The organism is Methylotuvimicrobium sp. (assembly GCF_050611805.1).
GTDB lineage: Bacteria > Pseudomonadota > Gammaproteobacteria > Methylococcales > Methylomonadaceae > Methylotuvimicrobium.
This window is the reverse complement of the sequence record NZ_JBNGHF010000073.1, coordinates 1-16,879: the sequence shown is the minus strand read 5'-3', so window position 1 is coordinate 16,879 and position 16,879 is coordinate 1. Positions and strand designations below refer to the sequence as shown.

The following is a 16,879-nucleotide window of genomic DNA, read 5'->3' as shown; positions in this document are numbered from 1 at the left end:
AAGCCACTGATGTTCAATATCCGCAGATTTATCAAACAGCACCGTTTCCAGGTATACGATGACCTCTGTTTAGCAAGTTTACCGATACTTGTGTATAACGGCGAGCGCAGAGCGTGGGAACGATAATTGTCGGGGGACTGAATAGTTACCATTACCAGAGACAAAGCCAGGAATTAGGAAACGCTAATGGACTGAATTCATTAACCTGAGGCTTTATTATAAATTGAAGAGAGCTTCTATTTATCCTCATTCGGCGCGTCTTGATCCTTTATTTAAAGAAGGGGTTGGGTTTCGGGAAGGTGCCGGTGCGATGTTGAGGGTAGGACCGTTCATGCTTTGGCAGTGCTAGGCACGAACGGTGGTTTATCTCTGGCTCTTGTGTTCTTATAAGGTAATCAGTGCGTCGCCGACTGTTACCGAAGAACCTTCCTTAATATGGACGATAGATACCGTGCCGCTGGTTTTTGAGCGAACTTCGGTTTCCATTTTCATCGCCTCTAGGATCACGACCACATCGCCGGCTTTTACCGAGCTGCCTATTCCGACATTGATCTTCAAGATATTACCCGCCATTGGCGCTTGAACGACCGCGCCTCCGGAGCTGATTGGCTGAGCAGTTTCCGATGGTGTCGTTGCAGGCTTGATGTCAAATGTTGTTCCGCCAGGCGCAACCGAGACATTAAAGGTTTTGCCGTCAACGTTGACGCTGTAGGTTTCGGTTTGGCCGACGGTTTTTTGCGGTGCGGTCGGAACAGGGGGTGCGGGTTCGTTCGAAGGCGGGGCTTCGAATGCTTCGGCCTGGCCGCGATGGCTAATGAATTTCCAGCCGATTTGGGCGAATAAGCCATAAATCAGTGTGTCTTCTTCGAGATTGTCGGCTAATGTTACGCCTTCTTCCTTGGCTTTGGCGCGGACTTCCTCGATTAATTTGCCCATTTCGGGTTCCAGCAAATCTGCTGGACGGCAGGTGATCGGTTTGGCGCCGTTAAGCACCTTGGCTTGAAGTTCGGCATTGACCGGAGCCGGCGTAGCACCGTATTCGCCTTTCAATACACCGGCGGATTCCTTGGTGATGGTTTTATAGCGTTCGCCGGTCAATACATTGATGACCGCTTGCGTACCGACGATTTGCGATGTTGGTGTCACAAGCGGAATGAAGCCAAGGTCTTCTCGGACTCGCGGTATTTCTTTCAAGACCTCATCGAAGCGGTCAGCGGCATTTTGTTCCTTTAGTTGGCTTTCCATGTTGGTCAGCATTCCGCCGGGTACTTGGCTGGTCAGAATGCGGCTGTCGACGCCTTTTAAATTGCCTTCAAAACGTGCGTATTTTTTGCGAATGTCGCGGAAGTAGGCGGCAATGTCTTCCAGTTTTTTGATGTTGAGCCCGGTATCTCTTGGTTGGCCGGCAAATGCGGCAACCATGGTTTCGGTGGGGCTGTGTCCGTAAGTCATGCTAAGCGAGGATATTGCCGTATCGACATTGTCAATACCGGCTTCGGCGGCTTTAATCAGTGTTCCGACGCTCAGTCCGGTTGTGGCGTGGCAATGTAAATGCACCGGAATCGATAAGCTTTGTTTGAGGCGGCCAACTAATTCATAAGCGATATAGGGCGTCAATAAGCCAGCCATATCCTTGATACATACTGAATGCGCGCCCATGTCTTCGATTTGTTTGCCTTGATCGATCCACATGTCGAGCGTATGTACCGGGCTGACCGTGTAAGAAATGGTGCCTTGGGCGTGTTTGTCCGTGGCTAGTACCGCTTTTACCGCGCGCTCGATATTGCGCATATCGTTCATTGCGTCGAAAATTCGAAAGACGTCGATACCATTGACCGCACAACGTTCGACGAATTTGTCGACGACATCGTCGGCATAATGCCGATAACCGAGAATATTTTGGCCGCGAAACAGCATTTGTTGGGGGGTATTGGGCATTGCAGCCTTCAGTTGGCGAAGGCGTTCCCATGGATCTTCGCCCAAATAGCGGATGCAGGCGTCGAATGTGGCGCCGCCCCAGGTTTCCAAAGACCAGTAGCCGACTTTATCAAGTTTTTCACAGATCGGTAGCATGTCTTCGATGCGAAGGCGTGTCGCCAGAATCGACTGGTGCGCGTCGCGTAATACGACTTCTGTGATTCCTAAAGGTTTGGTTTTGGCTGCTGTCATAGCTTTGGGTTCTCCGTGGACCTTATGGGAGGTCAAATCATTAAAAGTTGATACGGCTTTAAGTGTTAATCAGGGCGTTCAATTAACTTCGGTTGCGATTAAAAAAGGTGCTTGGTTACGAGTATGGCTGGTATCCGGAGTCCTAGAGCAGATGCAAATGGGCTGAAATTAAAGTCGTTTGGCATGCATTATATTGAAAAAACAAAGCAACATCATCTTGAATTGCTTTACGGGAAAAACGAGCAGGCCTTAGTAATGAGAATATTCGAGGCTTCGGCGTCGCAGTTTGATGTCATTTATCGCATGGGCTTCATATAGCCATATCATTTAATGGCTATATGGTTGAGCTATGATTGTTGCGCTTTAAAGAGGTATCTCAACGGTGCAGGGTCTTATTGCGCAGTGTTTGCCGCACCTAAATTGTGCTTTTGTTTATTAATGCGCCCTATAAAAGGGCGGTTGCTTTTGTGTTGGTAGAGGTTTTATTTTCTTATGTGCTGTTTCTTAAGTGTATTTTAATATTGGCACATTGTCTGCATTAGACAAATTGGGTTGTATCTTTAATACTACAATTTGCGTAAAACGCAACAAAAGCTATACTTAAATCATAACGAATCAATAGGGTTAAGCGCTTTTATTAATAAAAAAGATTAATCTAAGTAGTCGAATTACTGATTCACTAGAATGTTTTCCGATAGCTACTCTACTTTAAATAGGCGACACTTATGTACATAAATAACAAGCAAACTGGTTGGCGATTGACTCTTGTAAGCGCGATACTGATGTCTTCAGTAGTGCAAGCTGATGATGAAGGTCTAATTGAGAGTTTAACGGGTTCCGATATCAATAAAACCGCGCCGATGCGCGATCTTGGAATCGAGTTCGGCGGTTGGGTTTCCGCCGGTATAGCCGGCAACCCGGATGATCCGCGCGACAAAACTAATGGCCCGGTAACATTCAATAACCGTGCGAACGAATTCCATATGCATCAATTGTATGGCTATATCGAAAAAGCGGTCGATACTGAAAGCAATAAATGGGATTTGGGTTTTCGTGCCGATGTTGTTTATGGGGTGGATGCGCGTTTTACTACGCAAGGTAACTTCGACAATAACCTAGTCGTCGATTCTTCATCGAGATTCTACAAGTTGGCATTTCCACAAGTATATGCCGAATTGTTCGCGCCGATCGGAAACGGTTTGACGACTAAAGTCGGTCACTTTTATACCATTATCGGCAATGAAGTGGTTACCGCACCGGATAACTTTTTCTTTTCGCATGCTTATACGATGCAATACGGCGAGCCGTTTACGCACACAGGTGTGTTGATGTCGTATCCTCTTAACAATAACTTCGAGTTAACTGGTGGTGTGGTCTCAGGTTGGGATTCGTTTTTTCAACAGCCGGCTAATTTTCTCGGTGGCGTGAGTTATACGACCGATGACGAAAAAACCTCGTTGGCAGTCTCTTTCATTACGGGCGACACTATCGTGGCCGATAGAGGCGATACCGCAGACGGTTCTAAAATCGAGCGTCACCGTTCGATGTATAGTGTTGTTTTATCTCATGATTTTCTCGACAACTTGCATTATACCTTGCAGCACGATTTCGGTGTGCAAGACAATGTTTATCAATCGGGCGGCGATTCGAAATGGTATGGCCTCAATCAATATTTAACTTATGATGTTAACGATGAATTGGCTACCGGTCTTCGTTTTGAATGGTTCCGCGATCAAGACGGTACTCAAGTTACCGGTGATGATAACCATTTCTTCGCGATTACGGCCGGTGTTAATTATTCTCCGCTATCCTGGCTGATGTTAAGACCTGAAATCAGATACGATTGGGTAACCGGTGCGAACGCTTTCGATGCGGGGGCTTCGGATGATCAGGTTCTTATTTCTGCCGACGCAATCATACGCTTCTAATTACACGCAAATTTGAAATTGAAGATTACGGCGCCTTTAAGGCGCCGTTTTTGTTTGGAGAGGGCTGTATTAATTTGTAATTTTCAGAAGATTTTAAAAAGGAGTAGTCTTTAAATCTCTATACGAATGATATTGATTATTAATAACGCTTGCTGTATTGTATTCGATAACTTTTTTGATCTACAAAAATCATTCCGGTTTGCGTCCGGTTGTAAAACAATCAATATTATTTGGGGGAATTATGTTTCATTCGAAACGGGTGATCGGGCCGTTATCGCTAGCCTGTCTTTCAGTTAGTGTGGCAACGGCGGCACAGGCCGTCGACAAAGACGCGCCGCCGACGATACTCGATACGGTCAAGGTTATCGGCGACCCGAGTAAGGCTCGAGATATGCCGGCTTCGGCGCAATATCTCGATACCGGCGATATTCGCGATCAGACGTATAGCGACATCAATCGAATTTTGCGTAAAGTACCCGGAGTCAATATTCGCGAGGAAGATGGTTTCGGTCTGTTTCCGAATATCAGTTTCCGCGGGGTCGATACGACGCGTAGCGCTAAAATCACCGTAATGGAAGACGGTGTCTTGACGGCACCGGCCCCATATTCTGCGCCTGCCGCTTACTTTAATCCGGCCGGCGGTCGTATGAGCGGCGTCGAGGTTATGAAAGGCGGCAGTCAGGTCAAATACGGCCCGCATATCACCGGCGGTGTATTAAATTATCTGTCGACGCCGATTCCGGAGGACGGCAAGGCCTATCTGAAGACGATCTATGGTAGTTACGATGAAGTCCGCTCACACGGTTATGTCGGCAAGACTCACGATACCGAATTCGGACGCTTCGGTTATCTGGTTGAGGGTTTTTATCGCCGCTCCGACGGCTTCAAGACGATCGATTCGACCGCCGGTTTTGAAGGCAGTGATGATACCGGTTTTTCACAAGTTGAACCGATGGTGCGTTTGATGTGGGAGCCGAATACCGAAATGTACCAAAGACTCGAGGTCAAGTTCGGCTATTCGAACATGGATGCCGACGAAACCTATCTTGGCTTGAGCGAAACCGATTTTAGAAACGATCCCTACCGGCGCTATGCGGCATCGCGTTTCGATAACATCACGACTGAGCATTTCAGAGGCTTCGCACGGTATTTCATTTCGCCGACCGACGATTTGGATATCGTCACGACGGCTTACTATAGTGAATTCGCAAGGAATTGGAGTAAATTGAATGATATTCGGAGTCGTGCTGGTGGTTTGTCAGGTAATATGGGGTTGTCAAGCGCATTGGCAGGGGGGGCTTCCGGAGGAGGTTTTTCCGGGGATGGTCTTCAATGTCTTAGAGGCAATCTCGCTTGCGGGCTTAGAGTTAGAGACAATAACCGTGAATACTATTTAGGCGGCGTAGAGTCGGTTGCGAATTACCGCTTCGATTTGGGCAATACGCATCACGAAATGAGTGGTGGTTTCCGCTATCACGAAGACGGTGAAAAACGTTTTCAGCATCAAATTACCCATTTTCAGGATGCGAGCGGTGCTATTATCGGTAGTAACTTTGGCGAACCGGATACGTTGCCCGGTGGTCAGGCTAACAGACGGCAGGATACGCGTGCTTATGCGTTTTTCCTGAAGGATCGTATCGAATTCGGTAATTGGGGTTTCACTCCGGGGGTTCGTTACGAACATTTGTATCAAGAGAATAAAAATTTCCAAAATCCTACGCAAGATGGATCCAGCTCATTGGATATGTATGCCGGCGGTGCAAGCTTGGATTATAAATTTAATGAGGATCTAATGGTGTTCGGTAGCGTACATCGAGGCTTTTCGCCGCCTGGACCCCAAAATGCTGTCGTCGATGGTTTAACCGAAGAAACCAGTAATGCTTACGAATTGGGTGCGCGTTATACTCGTGGCGCGTTTTCTGCCGAAGTTATCGGTTTCTATACTCAATTCGAGAATTTATTGGTTGTCGATAGTATAGGAGGTACCGGTAGCGGCAACAGCGAAAACTTCGGAGAAGTCGATTCGCGCGGCGTGGAGGTCGCTCTTAATTTCGACGCAGGACAGGCTTTTGGTTTGGGATTCCGTAATCCATACTTCGTATCTTTTACCTATACCGATACCGTGCAATTAAACGATGCTGCTTCAGAGGATGCAGAGTCGATATTCAGTTTCGGCAAAAAAGGTAATCGCATGCCGTATATTCCCGAGTATGCGGTCAGCTTCGGTAGCGGTATACACTTTGATAAATGGGGTGTCGACGTTACTGGTAACTATGTTGGCGAAACGTTTACGAGTGCCAGCAATACTTCTCAGCAGTTGGATGGTAATGGCAACCCCGATTCGCGTTTCGGTAAAACCGACGATTATGTGGTTGTCGACGTGGCCGCTTATTATCAAGTGACCAAAGAAATCAAGCTACTCGGTGGCGTGCAAAATGCCAATAATGAAGAGTATAACGTATCGAGACAGCCACATGGCCCTCGTCCCGGCATGCCGATTTTTGCCTACGGCGGCTTCGAGCTAGACTTCGATATTTAAGTTTGTCTTGACCGGCCTGGAGCTGGCCGGACTTAGGGCAAAATCGAGTGACCCTTCCGAATCAAGCACAAGGATGTGCTCTTTTTTCTCGATTGGCGAGCGTTAGTCGCTACACATGACCCCGCCTGCCCAAGCGAAAAAGAGAAGTCCACCAATTCTTGCGCTGATTGCGGCATTGAATGGACTTAATTTTTCGAGCGTTATGATCAAGGTTAATACCAGCATGCCGGTAATATTCATCAGGCCAACCGAAAACATCACGAGCATTTCTGCCCAGCAACAGCCCAAGCAAACAACTCCATGTTGTGTGCCCATTCGATAAGCTCCCATTGATCCATCGAGCCATCGGTTCATTAAAAAACCGACCGGGCTTTGGCAATAGCTTAGGCAAGCATTTTTAGTCGGGGAAAACTGATAGGTGCCGGCCAGTAATAGTATCGCAATTGCGAGACCCCGATTGTTGTTGTCCATCATCGGAGACAGCCAGAGCAGTCCGTGCATTTGCCACTGCAATAGCGTCAATACGGTGCTGAATAAAAGCCAGATGCTCAAATAGCCGAGCACGAACAGCGAGGATAAACGAAAAAGGTTTTGACCTCGTTTGCGGCAAATGGTGGCAAATGCCAGCACGGTCGGAAATGCGGAAGGGAGCATCATCGCGATCATCATGACGGCCCACATAGAAAAGACGATACCGAAATCGAAGGCCGACCATGCTGAAGTCGCGGAGGGCGGCATCCACATTTCCGTCATTGGCGTTTCGGTCATGTAACGGTATTGCCAGAATACCCCGGCCCATGCCATGAGATTAACGGCCAGTAAGGCCGCAAACAGCGTATTTTGGGTTCGGGTCACGACTTAGGGGCGGTATTCGAAGTTGGAGTAAAAGCCGTTGCGTTCCGAGAAGGTCCAGTCGTATTGATAATCTTTGTAACGGTAATGTTTGGAGCGGGCGACGATCGAGGCGTGTGAGGGAACCACGCACAGAGGCGGATTGCTGATTGTCGATTCGCCGCCGGATATGCCTTGAATGCTTTCGATTTCGGCTTCGGCGATGCCCGGAATGCTCAGACGGCGTTGGTTGTTTTCGGACGAATAATGTATCGGCGTTTTTTCGATGCCGAGCACTTCACTCACTAAACTCATCAAAATTTGCGGATGTCCGCCCGCGCGGCCGCCGAAGATTTCGGTAATCGCGTTTGCTTGATCGTCGTCAGCGCGGTCGTCGATATAGAGCGCGGCTTGCCAGTTGCCTTCGATCATCGTCCCTGGCGAGTAGCAGGCCAGGACTACATTAAGATTGTCGAGCGAAACCTCTTGGTAATGGCCTGTTTCGATATGCCAAGCGACCAGTAATTTACAGGTGCCTTCGCTAGGTGGTTTCAGCCATATGCAAGGGCAGGCAGTTTCGCAGTTACAAGCTTCAAAATAGCCGCCTTTTAAATGCCAAGTTTTATCGGTCTGGTTCATAACGTTCTGTCAAAAAGATTCTTTAAAAGGTCGCAAGTCGAGTTCGTGTGTCCAGGCGCTCGGGTGTTGTTGATGCATCGCCCAATAGGTGTCGGCGATTGCATCGAGTTGCATCAAGCCTTCCGGACCCTTTTGTGCGACAAACTCGGGGAATTGCGTTCTGGCTCGTTCTCCATCGATTACACCGTCGAGAATTGTATGCACGACATGAATCCCGCGCGGTGAGAATTCTCGCGCCATGCCTTGCGCCAAGGCTCTAAGTCCGGCTTTGGCGGAAGCGAAAGCGGTAAACGGCGGCTTTGCTCTTAGCGAAGCGGTGGCGCCTGTAAAAAACAGCGTGCCTTTGCCGTGTTCGAGCATGAGAGAGACGGCTTCCTTGCCGAATAAAAATCCACCCAAACAATTTTGCTGCCACAAACGAGAGAATGTTTCGTTTTCGGTTTCCAAAAGAGGGCTACGAATATTACTGTCGACATTGTAGGCGGCAATTTCGAGCGGATAGCCTTGTAAGGCTATCGTTTCGAAAAGATGCTCAATGTCGTGCTCAACCGTTGCATCGGCGACGACTAAGGTGGCCGATCCGCCTTGTTGGCGAATGGTTTTGGCCACATGTAGCAGCTTATCTTCACTTCGTCCTGCAATAAAAACGTGCAAACCTTTGGACGAAAAACATTTGGCGAGTGTGGCGCCCAGGCCTTGTTCCGGACCTACCCCAATGACTACGGCTGAACATGGCTTCTGCATCTTTAAGCGCGTCCCGCCGCAGTCGCTTCGGGAACTTCTATCAATTTACCGTTTTTAACATCATAGATATAACCGTAAATCGGAATATCGGACGGTACCAACGGATTGTTTTTGATGCGCATCACGTCCTCCGTCACGCTTTGCGCCTGATCCTTGATGGTCAACCAATTGATGTATTTGCCGTCGGTGCAACCGGGGCCTTCGCAACTGTCATGCCAGCCATCGGCATCGACCGAGGCGGTTTTTAGACTGCTAGATAATAAATCGCTCATAATTTCATTCGTGAAGGTTTCCATGCCGCAGTCGGTATGATGGATCACGAACCATTCGCGGGTGCCCAAGAGTTTGTAGGAAATGACTAGCGAACGGATTGCGTCGTCACTGGCGCGTCCACCGGCATTGCGGATGACGTGAGCGTCACCTTCGGAAAGGCCTGCGTATTTGGCGGGGTCGAGACGAGCGTCCATGCAAGTTAGGATTGCGAAACGACGTCCGGGCGGCATTGGCAGATCGCCTTTGTCGAAACTGTTGGCGTATTCGCGGTTGGCAAGTAAAACTTCATTCAATACATTGCTCATGTGTTTCTCCTCATTATTATTGTTGGTGACGCGCGGTAACTTATGCGTCTAATTAATTTTACCGAATATTAAAGAAAAGTTATTGGCTGGCATATCGATTTGTTCTTTTAGTTCCATGCCGTGTCTTTCGGCCGCTTTTCTGAGGTCGGCCACATCTTTTAAGCCCCATTCAGGAACGCCGGCAGAGCTCAGCGTTTCATGAAATTCTTTGTTGCTATCGGTCGTAAAGGAATCTTCGACTTTAAATGGGCCGTAAATCAGCAGAATGCCTTCGTCAGTTAAAAGATGCGACGCGCACTCCATCATACCATCGGCAATTGTTATTGGCGCAACTTGAAAAATGTTTATGCAAAAAATGGCTGAAAAGCTATTCGGGGGGCCGGGGTTGAACCAGGTTTCAGGGTCGGTTAGATCAAGGTGTGAGGGGTCGGCAATGTTGTCGTTGTTGTGCTCCGTGGATAATTTTTTGATGTTATTGAAGACTTCTATGTCTTTATCCGACGGATGAAAATGCAAGTGGTCGAAATGCGGTGCAAAATAATTGATGTGCATGCCGCTGCCGCTGGCCATTTCGAGAACGCGGCTCGGGTCTTTTGGTAGTTTTTCTTTTAATACGCCCAGTAGCGGGTCTCGATTTCGACTGCCGGCCCACGCAACATATTCGCTAAGCGGATGTGGGTCTAAAGGAGGTCTGTCTTGATTCATGGTTTAAATCCTCTTTTTATGGGTAGCTCGTTCAATAAAGCATTCTTTATGCCAATCAACTTAGTAATAAAAATAATTTTGATAACAATGGGTTAGCTATTCTAGTGGTGTGTTTTGTGAAATTATGTTTCAATTAGTGAAATTAATTTTCACAAGGGTGCTGCATGAATGAGACTTCGTTTTCCGATTTAACGCCGACTTTTTTTTTACAGACTTTTGTGTTGGAGTTGATGCATGCTGCCGAGCAGCAAGGCAAGACACATAGTGAAGAGCTTATCGAATACATCGCTCGAACTGCGGGAAGGTTTTTTGAAGAAACTTATCGAGAAGAGCGTAATATTGATGGTGCTTTGGATATGGACAGTTATATCGAGTTAATTGTTGGGTTAAAAAATAAAATCGGCGGTGGATTTTCTCTGGACTCGGCTGATAGTCAATGTATTCGGGTTAAAAATAGTTGCTGTCCTTTTGGGGAGGGTGTGACGCATTTTCCGGAATTATGCCGAATGACCTCTAGTGTTTTCGGCGGGATTGCGGCCAGAAACTTCGGTTATGCCAAGGTGGAAATCGCTAAGAGCATCGCTCGTGGGGATGGCGGCTGCGATGTGTCTGTATATCTGAATGAGGAAGAGGCAAAAGGACGTCCTGGGCTTGAATACGGTCACCGAAATAGTGAGGAGGATGCGGGTAATATGACGGATTTGCATTCTCGAATTGAAGAGAGCATGCAAAAAATATGGCGGTTGAAATCGCCAAGACCCACTAAAAAGCAGCCGCCCGTTATAGTGGCAAAATCTCCGGTAATGCAAAAAATATTGCAGGCGATTGAAAAAATTGCTCCGACAGTTGCGACGGTGTTGATTCAAGGAGAAACCGGGGTTGGTAAGGAATTGGTTGCGCGCGCTATTCATGCGATGAGTTGGCGCAGCGGTCAAGCTTTCATGGCAATTAATTGCGGTGCGATTCCCGATACTTTAATTGAGAGTGCGTTGTTCGGGCATGAAAAAGGGGCATTTACCGGGGCGGTGGAGATCCAGCAAGGTGTTTTTGAGCGCGCCGATGGCGGTACGCTGTTTCTGGATGAGGTGGATTCGTTGTCTGCGGGCGCACAAACTCGTCTGCTAAGGGTGGTGCAAGAGGGTGAGCTCGAGCGAGTTGGGGGTAAAAAAACCATCGAGGTCGATGTGCGTTTGATTTCCGCGACAAATCAGGATTTACAAGAGCGTGTCGAGCAAGGTTTGTTTCGTAAAGACTTGTTTTATCGCTTGAATGTGGTGAAGTTATCTATTCCGCCATTGACGCAAAGAGGGGAGGATTTGCCGTATTTAGTTCAGGTTATCTTGAAAAGGCTGGGCGAAAAATATAATAAAACGGTGCTTTCGGTTAGTCGGGGCGTGATGCAAAAGATTCGCGCTTATCATTGGCCTGGTAATGTCAGAGAGTTGGAGAATGTGTTGGAGCGTGCTGTTTTGTTTTCATCCGGTTCCGAAATTACGCAGCTTGATCTAGAGCTATCCTCTCAGGCTGCGGTAGGCGATAACTGGCGAGACATCAAGGAAGGCGTTGTCGCGGATGCGGAGCGCAATTTTTTGCAAGTGTCTTTACGCCTGCATCGCGGTGATGTCAAGAAAGTGGCTGCAGCGATGGAATTGACGCCGAGAGCGGTGTACGGAAAGTTAAAAAAGTACGGCATGGATGCCGGTCAATTCCGCGTTAATCCGGGTTTGGATGTGGACCGTTAATAATTTCGCTGAACCGAAAATTCGGCGAGAGCAATCAGGGCGGTCTTGTAGATCGAGTCGGGTAAAATGGTTAGCGCATCGATTGCTTTTTGGGCTTCTTCGTGGGCTCTTTGTTCGGTGTAAGCGATGGCTTGGGTTTTTTGTACGACGTTATAGACTTCTTGGAAGGCGTCGCGGTCGCCGGTTTTGATCGCATCGATGATGATTTGCGTTTCTTCAGGGGCGCCGACCTGAATGGCGTGTATTAACGGTAGTGTGGGCTTGCCTTCGGCTAGGTCGTCGCCAAGATTCTTGCCGAGCTCTTCCTTGGTGGCTTTGTAGTCGAGGGCGTCGTCGATTAATTGAAAAGCGATGCCGAGATGTTGGCCGTATCGTGCAAGGTTGTCTTCAATTTCCGGGCCGCTTTCCGAAATCACTGCGCCGAGTCGTGTGGCGGCGCTGAATAAAATGGCGGTTTTACGCGAGATGACCTCAAGATATTTGGCTTCGGTGGTCTCCGGATTGTTGCAGTTGAGTAATTGCAATACCTCGCCTTCGGCAATTGCGGTCGTGGTTTTGGACAGGATTTCCATCACGCGCATGTTGTTGGTTCTAACCATCATTTCAAAAGCGCTTGAATACAGATAGTCGCCTACTAAAACGCTGGCGGCATTGCCCCAAACCGCGTTGGCGGATTCCTTGCCGCGTCGCAATTCCGATTCGTCTACGACGTCGTCATGCAGTAAGGTTGCGGTATGAATGAATTCAATGACTGCGGCTAAAATGAGGTGGTGATTGTGAATCGGGCCGAGCGCTTTGGCTGCTAATAATAGTAACATCGGGCGCAAGCGCTTGCCGCCGTTGCCGACAATATAATGGCCTACTTGATTAATAAGAATGACATCGGAGCTTAACTCGTCGAGAATGAGCTGGTCGACCGCTTTGGTTTCCTCTGTTGTGAGGCCCTTGATGGTGTTGAAATCCGGATGTTGCTTAGTATTCGGGCTAAGGTTGGTTTGGGATGCCATGAGTCGATGAGTGCTCAAAAAATGTCAATTAAAGTTTGTTTCGGGTATGCGGCCCGTGAAATCCGATTAATAAAATTATTTTCGGGTAAAGGCTAAGATAACTGACCATGCTATTGAATAAAGTATATTGGTGTCAATAGCTTTGTTGTGTTATTTTATGCGTTGAAATCGAATAGTTCGTTGGATATAAGTTTGACGTAACTTTTTTTTAAAAATATAATTATCTGTTTACTTTTAACAGATAGTTGCTTGATGGAGCTGACGCGGATGTATGCGGTAATTCAAACAGGTGGAAAACAGTACCGGGTTGAAGAGGGTGCGACCTTAAAAATAGAAAAACTTGAGCTGGGAACAGGCGATAGCGTCGAATTCGATAAAGTGCTGATGGTTCAGTCGGGTGATGCTGTAAAAGTCGGTCAACCTTATGTCGAAGGCGGCAAGGTTACAGCGACAGTGTTGTCTCAAGGTAGACACAAAAAAGTCAAAATCATTAAATTCAGAAGACGTAAGCATCATATGAAGCAAATGGGGCATCGTCAGTATTTCACAGAAGTCCAGATTACTGGTATTTCTGCTTAAATTATTTCGGGAGTAAGGTAATGGCTCATAAGAAAGCGGGTGGTAGTACTCGGAACGGTCGCGATTCCAATGCAAAACGCTTGGGTGTTAAAATGTTTGGCGGTCAAGTGGTGAAGGCTGGAAATATTATCGTGCGTCAGCGCGGAACGAAATTTCATGCAGGCGATAATGTTAGCTGCGGTAGAGATCATACCCTATTTGCAACGGCAGAGGGCAAAATCGTTTTTCAGGTCAAAGGGCCTAATAAACGCAAGTTTGTCAGTATTGTTGCTGCATAAGACCTTGCGCCGCATTCGCGGCAAGCAGTGTTTGATGAAAAGCCTCGCCCTTCAAGGTGGGGCTTTTTTGTTTGTGAACGGATGAAGATGCGGCGTGTAAGCGATGAAATTTGTTGATGAGGCGGTGATTCGGGTTGAGGCCGGCGATGGCGGTAATGGCGCCGTCGGTTTTCGCCGTGAAAAATATATTCCGAAAGGTGGGCCGGATGGTGGTGATGGTGGTGATGGTGGTAGTGTCTATTTGGTAGCTACCGAAAACGTCAATACCTTGGTGGATTTTCGTTACCAGTCGGTGCATAGGGCTCAGCGTGGGCAAAACGGTATGGCTCGCAATTGTACCGGTAAGAAAGGAGAGGATTGCTTGGTGCCTGTGCCGCCCGGAACCTTGGTGACTGAGGCTGAAACCGGTGAGGTTTTGGGTGAGTTGGTCAAGGCGGGTGAGCGGTTACTGGTCGCGCAAGGCGGTTTTCATGGTCTGGGAAATACACGGTTCAAGAGTAGCATTAATCGTACGCCGATGCAGGCGACGAAAGGGACGCCAGGCGAGCATCGGATGCTCAAGCTGGAATTGACTCTGATTGCCGATGTCGGGCTTTTGGGCTTGCCCAATGCCGGTAAATCAAGTCTGATACGGGCGGTGTCGTCGGCTCGTCCGAAAGTCGCCGATTATCCGTTTACGACCTTGCATCCGAATTTGGGTGTGGTTAGGGTCGATGATTTGCGCAGTTTCGTTATCGCCGATATTCCCGGTGTGATCGAGGGTGCGGCCGAAGGTGCCGGGTTGGGCTTGCAGTTTTTAAAGCACTTGTCGCGCACCGGGTTGTTGCTGCATTTGATCGATGTGATGCCTTATGAGTCGATGGATTCGCCAGTCTCTTCAGCGCGTAAGATCATTCAAGAAGTTAAGTCGTGGAGTGATGATTTGGCCGATAAGCCGCGTTGGTTGGTGCTGAATAAAATCGATAGGCTTGAGTCCGATTCGGTGGAGCAGCATTGCCAGGCTATTGTTGACGAATTGGAGTGGCAGGGACCCGTGTTCAAGGTTTCGGCTTTGCGGGGTGAAGGAACGCGTGAATTGATGTTCGCGATCATGAGTTTTTTGGAAGAGCGGCGGCGGAGCGACAGTGAGCAGAAGTGATTTTGCTAAAACGAAAAGGGTAGTGGTCAAAATCGGTAGTTCTTTATTGACCGCTGGTGGGAGAGGTCTCAACAAGGAGGCAATTGCGGCTTGGGTTGAGCAAATGGCAAGTTTGCGTGCGCGCGGCATTGAAGTAATTTTGGTGTCTTCGGGGGCGGTAGCCGAGGGTATGGCTCGTTTAGGCTTGAGGATTCGTCCGAAAACATTGCATGAATTGCAGGCAGCGGCTTCGGTGGGGCAAATGGGGTTGGTTCGTGTTTTTGAAAATAATTTTCAGCAACACGGATTGCATGCCGCGCAGGTTTTGTTGACGCATGATGACTTGTCGGATCGGCGGCGTTATTTAAATGCGAGAAGCACGTTGTTGGCGCTGCTTAAATTCGGTGTCGTGCCTGTCATTAATGAAAACGATGCGGTGGCGACCGAAGAAATTCGTTTCGGCGATAACGATACATTGGGTGCTTTGGTGGCGAACCTAATTGAAGCCGAGTTGTTGATTATTTTAACCGATCAGCAGGGGTTGTTTACTGCAGATCCCGGCGTCGATCCTGCTGCGCGTTTGGTTTCGGAAATCAATGTAAATGATGCGAGTCTCGATATCATGGCTGGCGATAGTCGTAGCGGGCTTGGTCGAGGAGGGATGTATACCAAGGTGCGTGCGGCAAGATTGGCTTCGCGTTCCGGTGCAGCCACTGTGATTGCGGCCGGTGTCGTGGAGAATGTAATTGCTGAAGTTGTTGCGGGTAAATCGATTGGTACCTATATGGTGCCGAGTATTGGGCCGTTATTGGCGAGAAAGCGTTGGTTGGCCGGGCAGTTGCAGGTTAAGGGGCGTCTGGAATTGGATGATGGTGCGGTGAGGGTTTTAAGGGATGCCGGTAAAAGTTTATTGGCGGTAGGGGTAATAAGCGTAATCGGCGGGTTTCAGCGCGGCGAATTGGTTTCTTGCGTGAGCGCTCAAGGGATGGAGGTTGCGCGAGGCTTAATTAATTATAGTGCGGAAGATGTGAGAAAAGTTGTCGGAAAGCCGAGTTCGGAATTCGAGCGTATTCTCGGGTATGCTGACGATGAGGAATTAATTCATCGTGACAATATGGTGGTAATGTAAGATGGAAGGGTAAAAAGCCGAAGGACGTTTTGCTTTCGGCTTTTTTATCGATTAAGCAAGGCCGCGAATTTTAGCGTTTAATCTGCTTTTGCTGCGTGCGGCTTTGTTTTTATGTATTAGTCCTTTGTTGGCTGCGGAATCAATTATGGGAACCGCAGTTTGAAAAGCGGCTTGCGCTTTTTCTTTGTCGCCTGCGTTGACCGCAGCCAGAACTTTTTTGATGAAGGTACGCAGATTGCTGCGTTGTCCGGCGTTACGAATGCGGCTTTTTTCCGCTTGTCGCGCCCGCTTCTTTGCTTGTGCTGTGTTAGCCATAGTATATCGATTCGTAAAGGGTGAGTTAATAAGACCGCATATTATGTTGCGTAGTACTACTATTGTCAATTTTTAATCATGCGGGAAATAGTTGTTTTCGGCCGGGAGATTTTTAAAGCAACATTGATCGTCAGTATTATGACGATGCTTTCGTGTATTTTGGGTTTCGTTAGGGATATGCTGATTGCCAGGCTGTTTGGTGTCGATGCGGCTACCGATGCGTTTTTCGTGGCGTTCAAGATACCTAATTTTTTACGGCGCTTGTTTACCGAGGGTGCCTTCACGCATGCTTTTATTCCTGTGTTGTTGCTTGCGTTGTGTAATTATTCACACCCCCAATCATTCCCCCGCTCCAGCGCTCGCCGTTATTCACAAGTATCGGTAAACTTGCTAAATACAGTTCGTCGTATACCTGGAAACGGTGCTGTTTGATAAATCTGGCGGATATTGAACTTCAGTGGCTTCGAAATCGCGACGAAGGCGTCGCTCCCCCAAGGGGGCGGATGCTCTGTGGGAGCGATCCGCAGATCGTCCCTCACCTAACGCTAGGTGAGGGAAAGTCGGGAACGTTGGGCGACA

Annotated in this window: 16 protein-coding genes; 8 read left to right on the top strand and 8 right to left on the bottom strand. The window is 48.2% G+C overall.

The window, feature by feature from the left end; genetic code table 11:
• Positions 1-384: 384 nt before the first annotated feature.
• Positions 385-2,169, bottom strand: coding sequence for a sodium-extruding oxaloacetate decarboxylase subunit alpha (oadA, locus tag ACRJJO_RS20375; RefSeq protein ID WP_431067414.1), 1,785 nt, complete (start codon positions 2,167-2,169; stop codon positions 385-387).
• 725 nt (positions 2,170-2,894) lie between these two features.
• On the opposite strand from oadA, the gene ACRJJO_RS20370 reads away from it, so the two are divergent.
• Entirely contained in the window at positions 2,895-4,097 is a 1,203-nt protein-coding gene (locus ACRJJO_RS20370) for a porin (protein ID WP_431067413.1), read from the top strand.
• Between the two features lie 241 nt (positions 4,098-4,338).
• Positions 4,339-6,636, top strand: coding sequence for a TonB-dependent receptor family protein (locus ACRJJO_RS20365; protein ID WP_431067412.1), 2,298 nt, complete (start codon positions 4,339-4,341; stop codon positions 6,634-6,636).
• A gap of 102 nt (positions 6,637-6,738) precedes the next feature.
• Here the strand turns inward: ACRJJO_RS20365 and ACRJJO_RS20360 are convergent, their stop codons facing one another.
• The 5 genes from ACRJJO_RS20360 to ACRJJO_RS20340 are packed head-to-tail and all read right to left on the bottom strand — an operon-like array spanning position 6,739 to position 10,133.
• The gene (locus tag ACRJJO_RS20360) at positions 6,739-7,491 is read right to left on the bottom strand and encodes a DUF2182 domain-containing protein (RefSeq protein WP_431067411.1); all 753 of its coding nucleotides are present in this window, start codon (positions 7,489-7,491) and stop codon (positions 6,739-6,741) included.
• A 3-nt stretch (positions 7,492-7,494) separates the two neighbouring features.
• Complete coding sequence (locus ACRJJO_RS20355; protein WP_431067410.1) at positions 7,495-8,106, bottom strand: DUF1326 domain-containing protein; 612 nt, start codon at positions 8,104-8,106, stop codon at positions 7,495-7,497.
• A gap of 9 nt (positions 8,107-8,115) precedes the next feature.
• Positions 8,116-8,850, bottom strand: a complete 735-nt coding sequence (locus ACRJJO_RS20350; RefSeq protein ID WP_431067409.1) for an SDR family NAD(P)-dependent oxidoreductase — start codon at positions 8,848-8,850, stop codon at positions 8,116-8,118.
• Between the two features lie 2 nt (positions 8,851-8,852).
• Positions 8,853-9,428: a beta-class carbonic anhydrase gene (locus ACRJJO_RS20345; RefSeq protein WP_431067408.1), complete on the bottom strand. Its 576-nt coding sequence runs from the start codon at positions 9,426-9,428 to the stop codon at positions 8,853-8,855.
• Positions 9,429-9,476: 48 nt separating this feature from the next.
• The gene (locus ACRJJO_RS20340) at positions 9,477-10,133 is read right to left on the bottom strand and encodes a DUF938 domain-containing protein (RefSeq protein ID WP_431067407.1); all 657 of its coding nucleotides are present in this window, start codon (positions 10,131-10,133) and stop codon (positions 9,477-9,479) included.
• 164 nt (positions 10,134-10,297) lie between these two features.
• Between ACRJJO_RS20340 and ACRJJO_RS20335 the strand changes: the two genes are divergently transcribed.
• Positions 10,298-11,875 carry a sigma 54-interacting transcriptional regulator gene (locus ACRJJO_RS20335; RefSeq protein WP_431067406.1) on the top strand — a complete coding sequence of 526 codons (1,578 nt, stop codon included), beginning with the start codon at positions 10,298-10,300 and terminating at the stop codon, positions 11,873-11,875.
• On the opposite strand, the gene ispB is transcribed toward ACRJJO_RS20335, so the two are convergent.
• Positions 11,872-12,882: an octaprenyl diphosphate synthase gene (gene ispB, locus ACRJJO_RS20330; protein WP_404357866.1), complete on the bottom strand. Its 1,011-nt coding sequence runs from the start codon at positions 12,880-12,882 to the stop codon at positions 11,872-11,874. The genes ACRJJO_RS20335 and ispB overlap by 4 nt on opposite strands.
• A gap of 267 nt (positions 12,883-13,149) precedes the next feature.
• Here ispB and rplU point away from each other — a divergent pair, with 267 nt between their 5' ends.
• From rplU to proB, 4 genes are all read left to right on the top strand, one after another.
• Positions 13,150-13,461, top strand: coding sequence for a 50S ribosomal protein L21 (gene rplU / locus ACRJJO_RS20325; RefSeq protein WP_125220723.1), 312 nt, complete (start codon positions 13,150-13,152; stop codon positions 13,459-13,461).
• A gap of 20 nt (positions 13,462-13,481) precedes the next feature.
• Positions 13,482-13,739 carry a 50S ribosomal protein L27 gene (gene rpmA / locus ACRJJO_RS20320; RefSeq protein WP_014150001.1) on the top strand — a complete coding sequence of 86 codons (258 nt, stop codon included), beginning with the start codon at positions 13,482-13,484 and terminating at the stop codon, positions 13,737-13,739.
• A 103-nt stretch (positions 13,740-13,842) separates the two neighbouring features.
• On the top strand, positions 13,843-14,877 hold the full coding sequence (gene cgtA, locus ACRJJO_RS20315; protein ID WP_404357864.1) for an Obg family GTPase CgtA: 1,035 nt from the start codon (positions 13,843-13,845) through the stop codon (positions 14,875-14,877).
• On the top strand, positions 14,864-15,985 hold the full coding sequence (gene proB / locus ACRJJO_RS20310; protein WP_431067405.1) for a glutamate 5-kinase: 1,122 nt from the start codon (positions 14,864-14,866) through the stop codon (positions 15,983-15,985). The genes cgtA and proB overlap by 14 nt, the downstream gene beginning before the upstream one ends.
• A gap of 51 nt (positions 15,986-16,036) precedes the next feature.
• On the opposite strand, the gene rpsT is transcribed toward proB, so the two are convergent.
• Positions 16,037-16,300: a 30S ribosomal protein S20 gene (rpsT, locus tag ACRJJO_RS20305; protein ID WP_014149998.1), complete on the bottom strand. Its 264-nt coding sequence runs from the start codon at positions 16,298-16,300 to the stop codon at positions 16,037-16,039.
• Positions 16,301-16,378: 78 nt separating this feature from the next.
• Here rpsT and ACRJJO_RS20300 point away from each other — a divergent pair, with 78 nt between their 5' ends.
• Entirely contained in the window at positions 16,379-16,732 is a 354-nt protein-coding gene (locus tag ACRJJO_RS20300; protein ID WP_431067404.1) for a lipid II flippase MurJ, read from the top strand.
• Positions 16,733-16,879: the final 147 nt, after the last annotated feature.

Excerpts from the sequence above, each read along its gene's own strand:
- oadA (WP_431067414.1), bottom strand. The coding sequence starts at position 2,169 with ATGACAGCAGCCAAAACCAAACCTTTAGGAATCACAGAAGTCGTATTA.
- ACRJJO_RS20370 (WP_431067413.1), top strand. The coding sequence starts at position 2,895 with ATGTACATAAATAACAAGCAAACTGGTTGGCGATTGACTCTTGTAAGC.
- ACRJJO_RS20365 (WP_431067412.1), top strand. The coding sequence starts at position 4,339 with ATGTTTCATTCGAAACGGGTGATCGGGCCGTTATCGCTAGCCTGTCTT.
- ACRJJO_RS20355 (WP_431067410.1), bottom strand. The coding sequence starts at position 8,106 with ATGAACCAGACCGATAAAACTTGGCATTTAAAAGGCGGCTATTTTGAA.
- ACRJJO_RS20350 (WP_431067409.1), bottom strand. The coding sequence starts at position 8,850 with ATGCAGAAGCCATGTTCAGCCGTAGTCATTGGGGTAGGTCCGGAACAA.
- ACRJJO_RS20345 (WP_431067408.1), bottom strand. The coding sequence starts at position 9,428 with ATGAGCAATGTATTGAATGAAGTTTTACTTGCCAACCGCGAATACGCC.
- ACRJJO_RS20340 (WP_431067407.1), bottom strand. The coding sequence starts at position 10,133 with ATGAATCAAGACAGACCTCCTTTAGACCCACATCCGCTTAGCGAATAT.
- ACRJJO_RS20335 (WP_431067406.1), top strand. The coding sequence starts at position 10,298 with ATGAATGAGACTTCGTTTTCCGATTTAACGCCGACTTTTTTTTTACAG.
- ispB (WP_404357866.1), bottom strand. The coding sequence starts at position 12,882 with ATGGCATCCCAAACCAACCTTAGCCCGAATACTAAGCAACATCCGGAT.
- rplU (WP_125220723.1), top strand. The coding sequence starts at position 13,150 with ATGTATGCGGTAATTCAAACAGGTGGAAAACAGTACCGGGTTGAAGAG.
- rpmA (WP_014150001.1), top strand. The coding sequence starts at position 13,482 with ATGGCTCATAAGAAAGCGGGTGGTAGTACTCGGAACGGTCGCGATTCC.
- cgtA (WP_404357864.1), top strand. The coding sequence starts at position 13,843 with ATGAAATTTGTTGATGAGGCGGTGATTCGGGTTGAGGCCGGCGATGGC.
- rpsT (WP_014149998.1), bottom strand. The coding sequence starts at position 16,300 with ATGGCTAACACAGCACAAGCAAAGAAGCGGGCGCGACAAGCGGAAAAA.
- ACRJJO_RS20300 (WP_431067404.1), top strand. The coding sequence starts at position 16,379 with ATGCGGGAAATAGTTGTTTTCGGCCGGGAGATTTTTAAAGCAACATTG.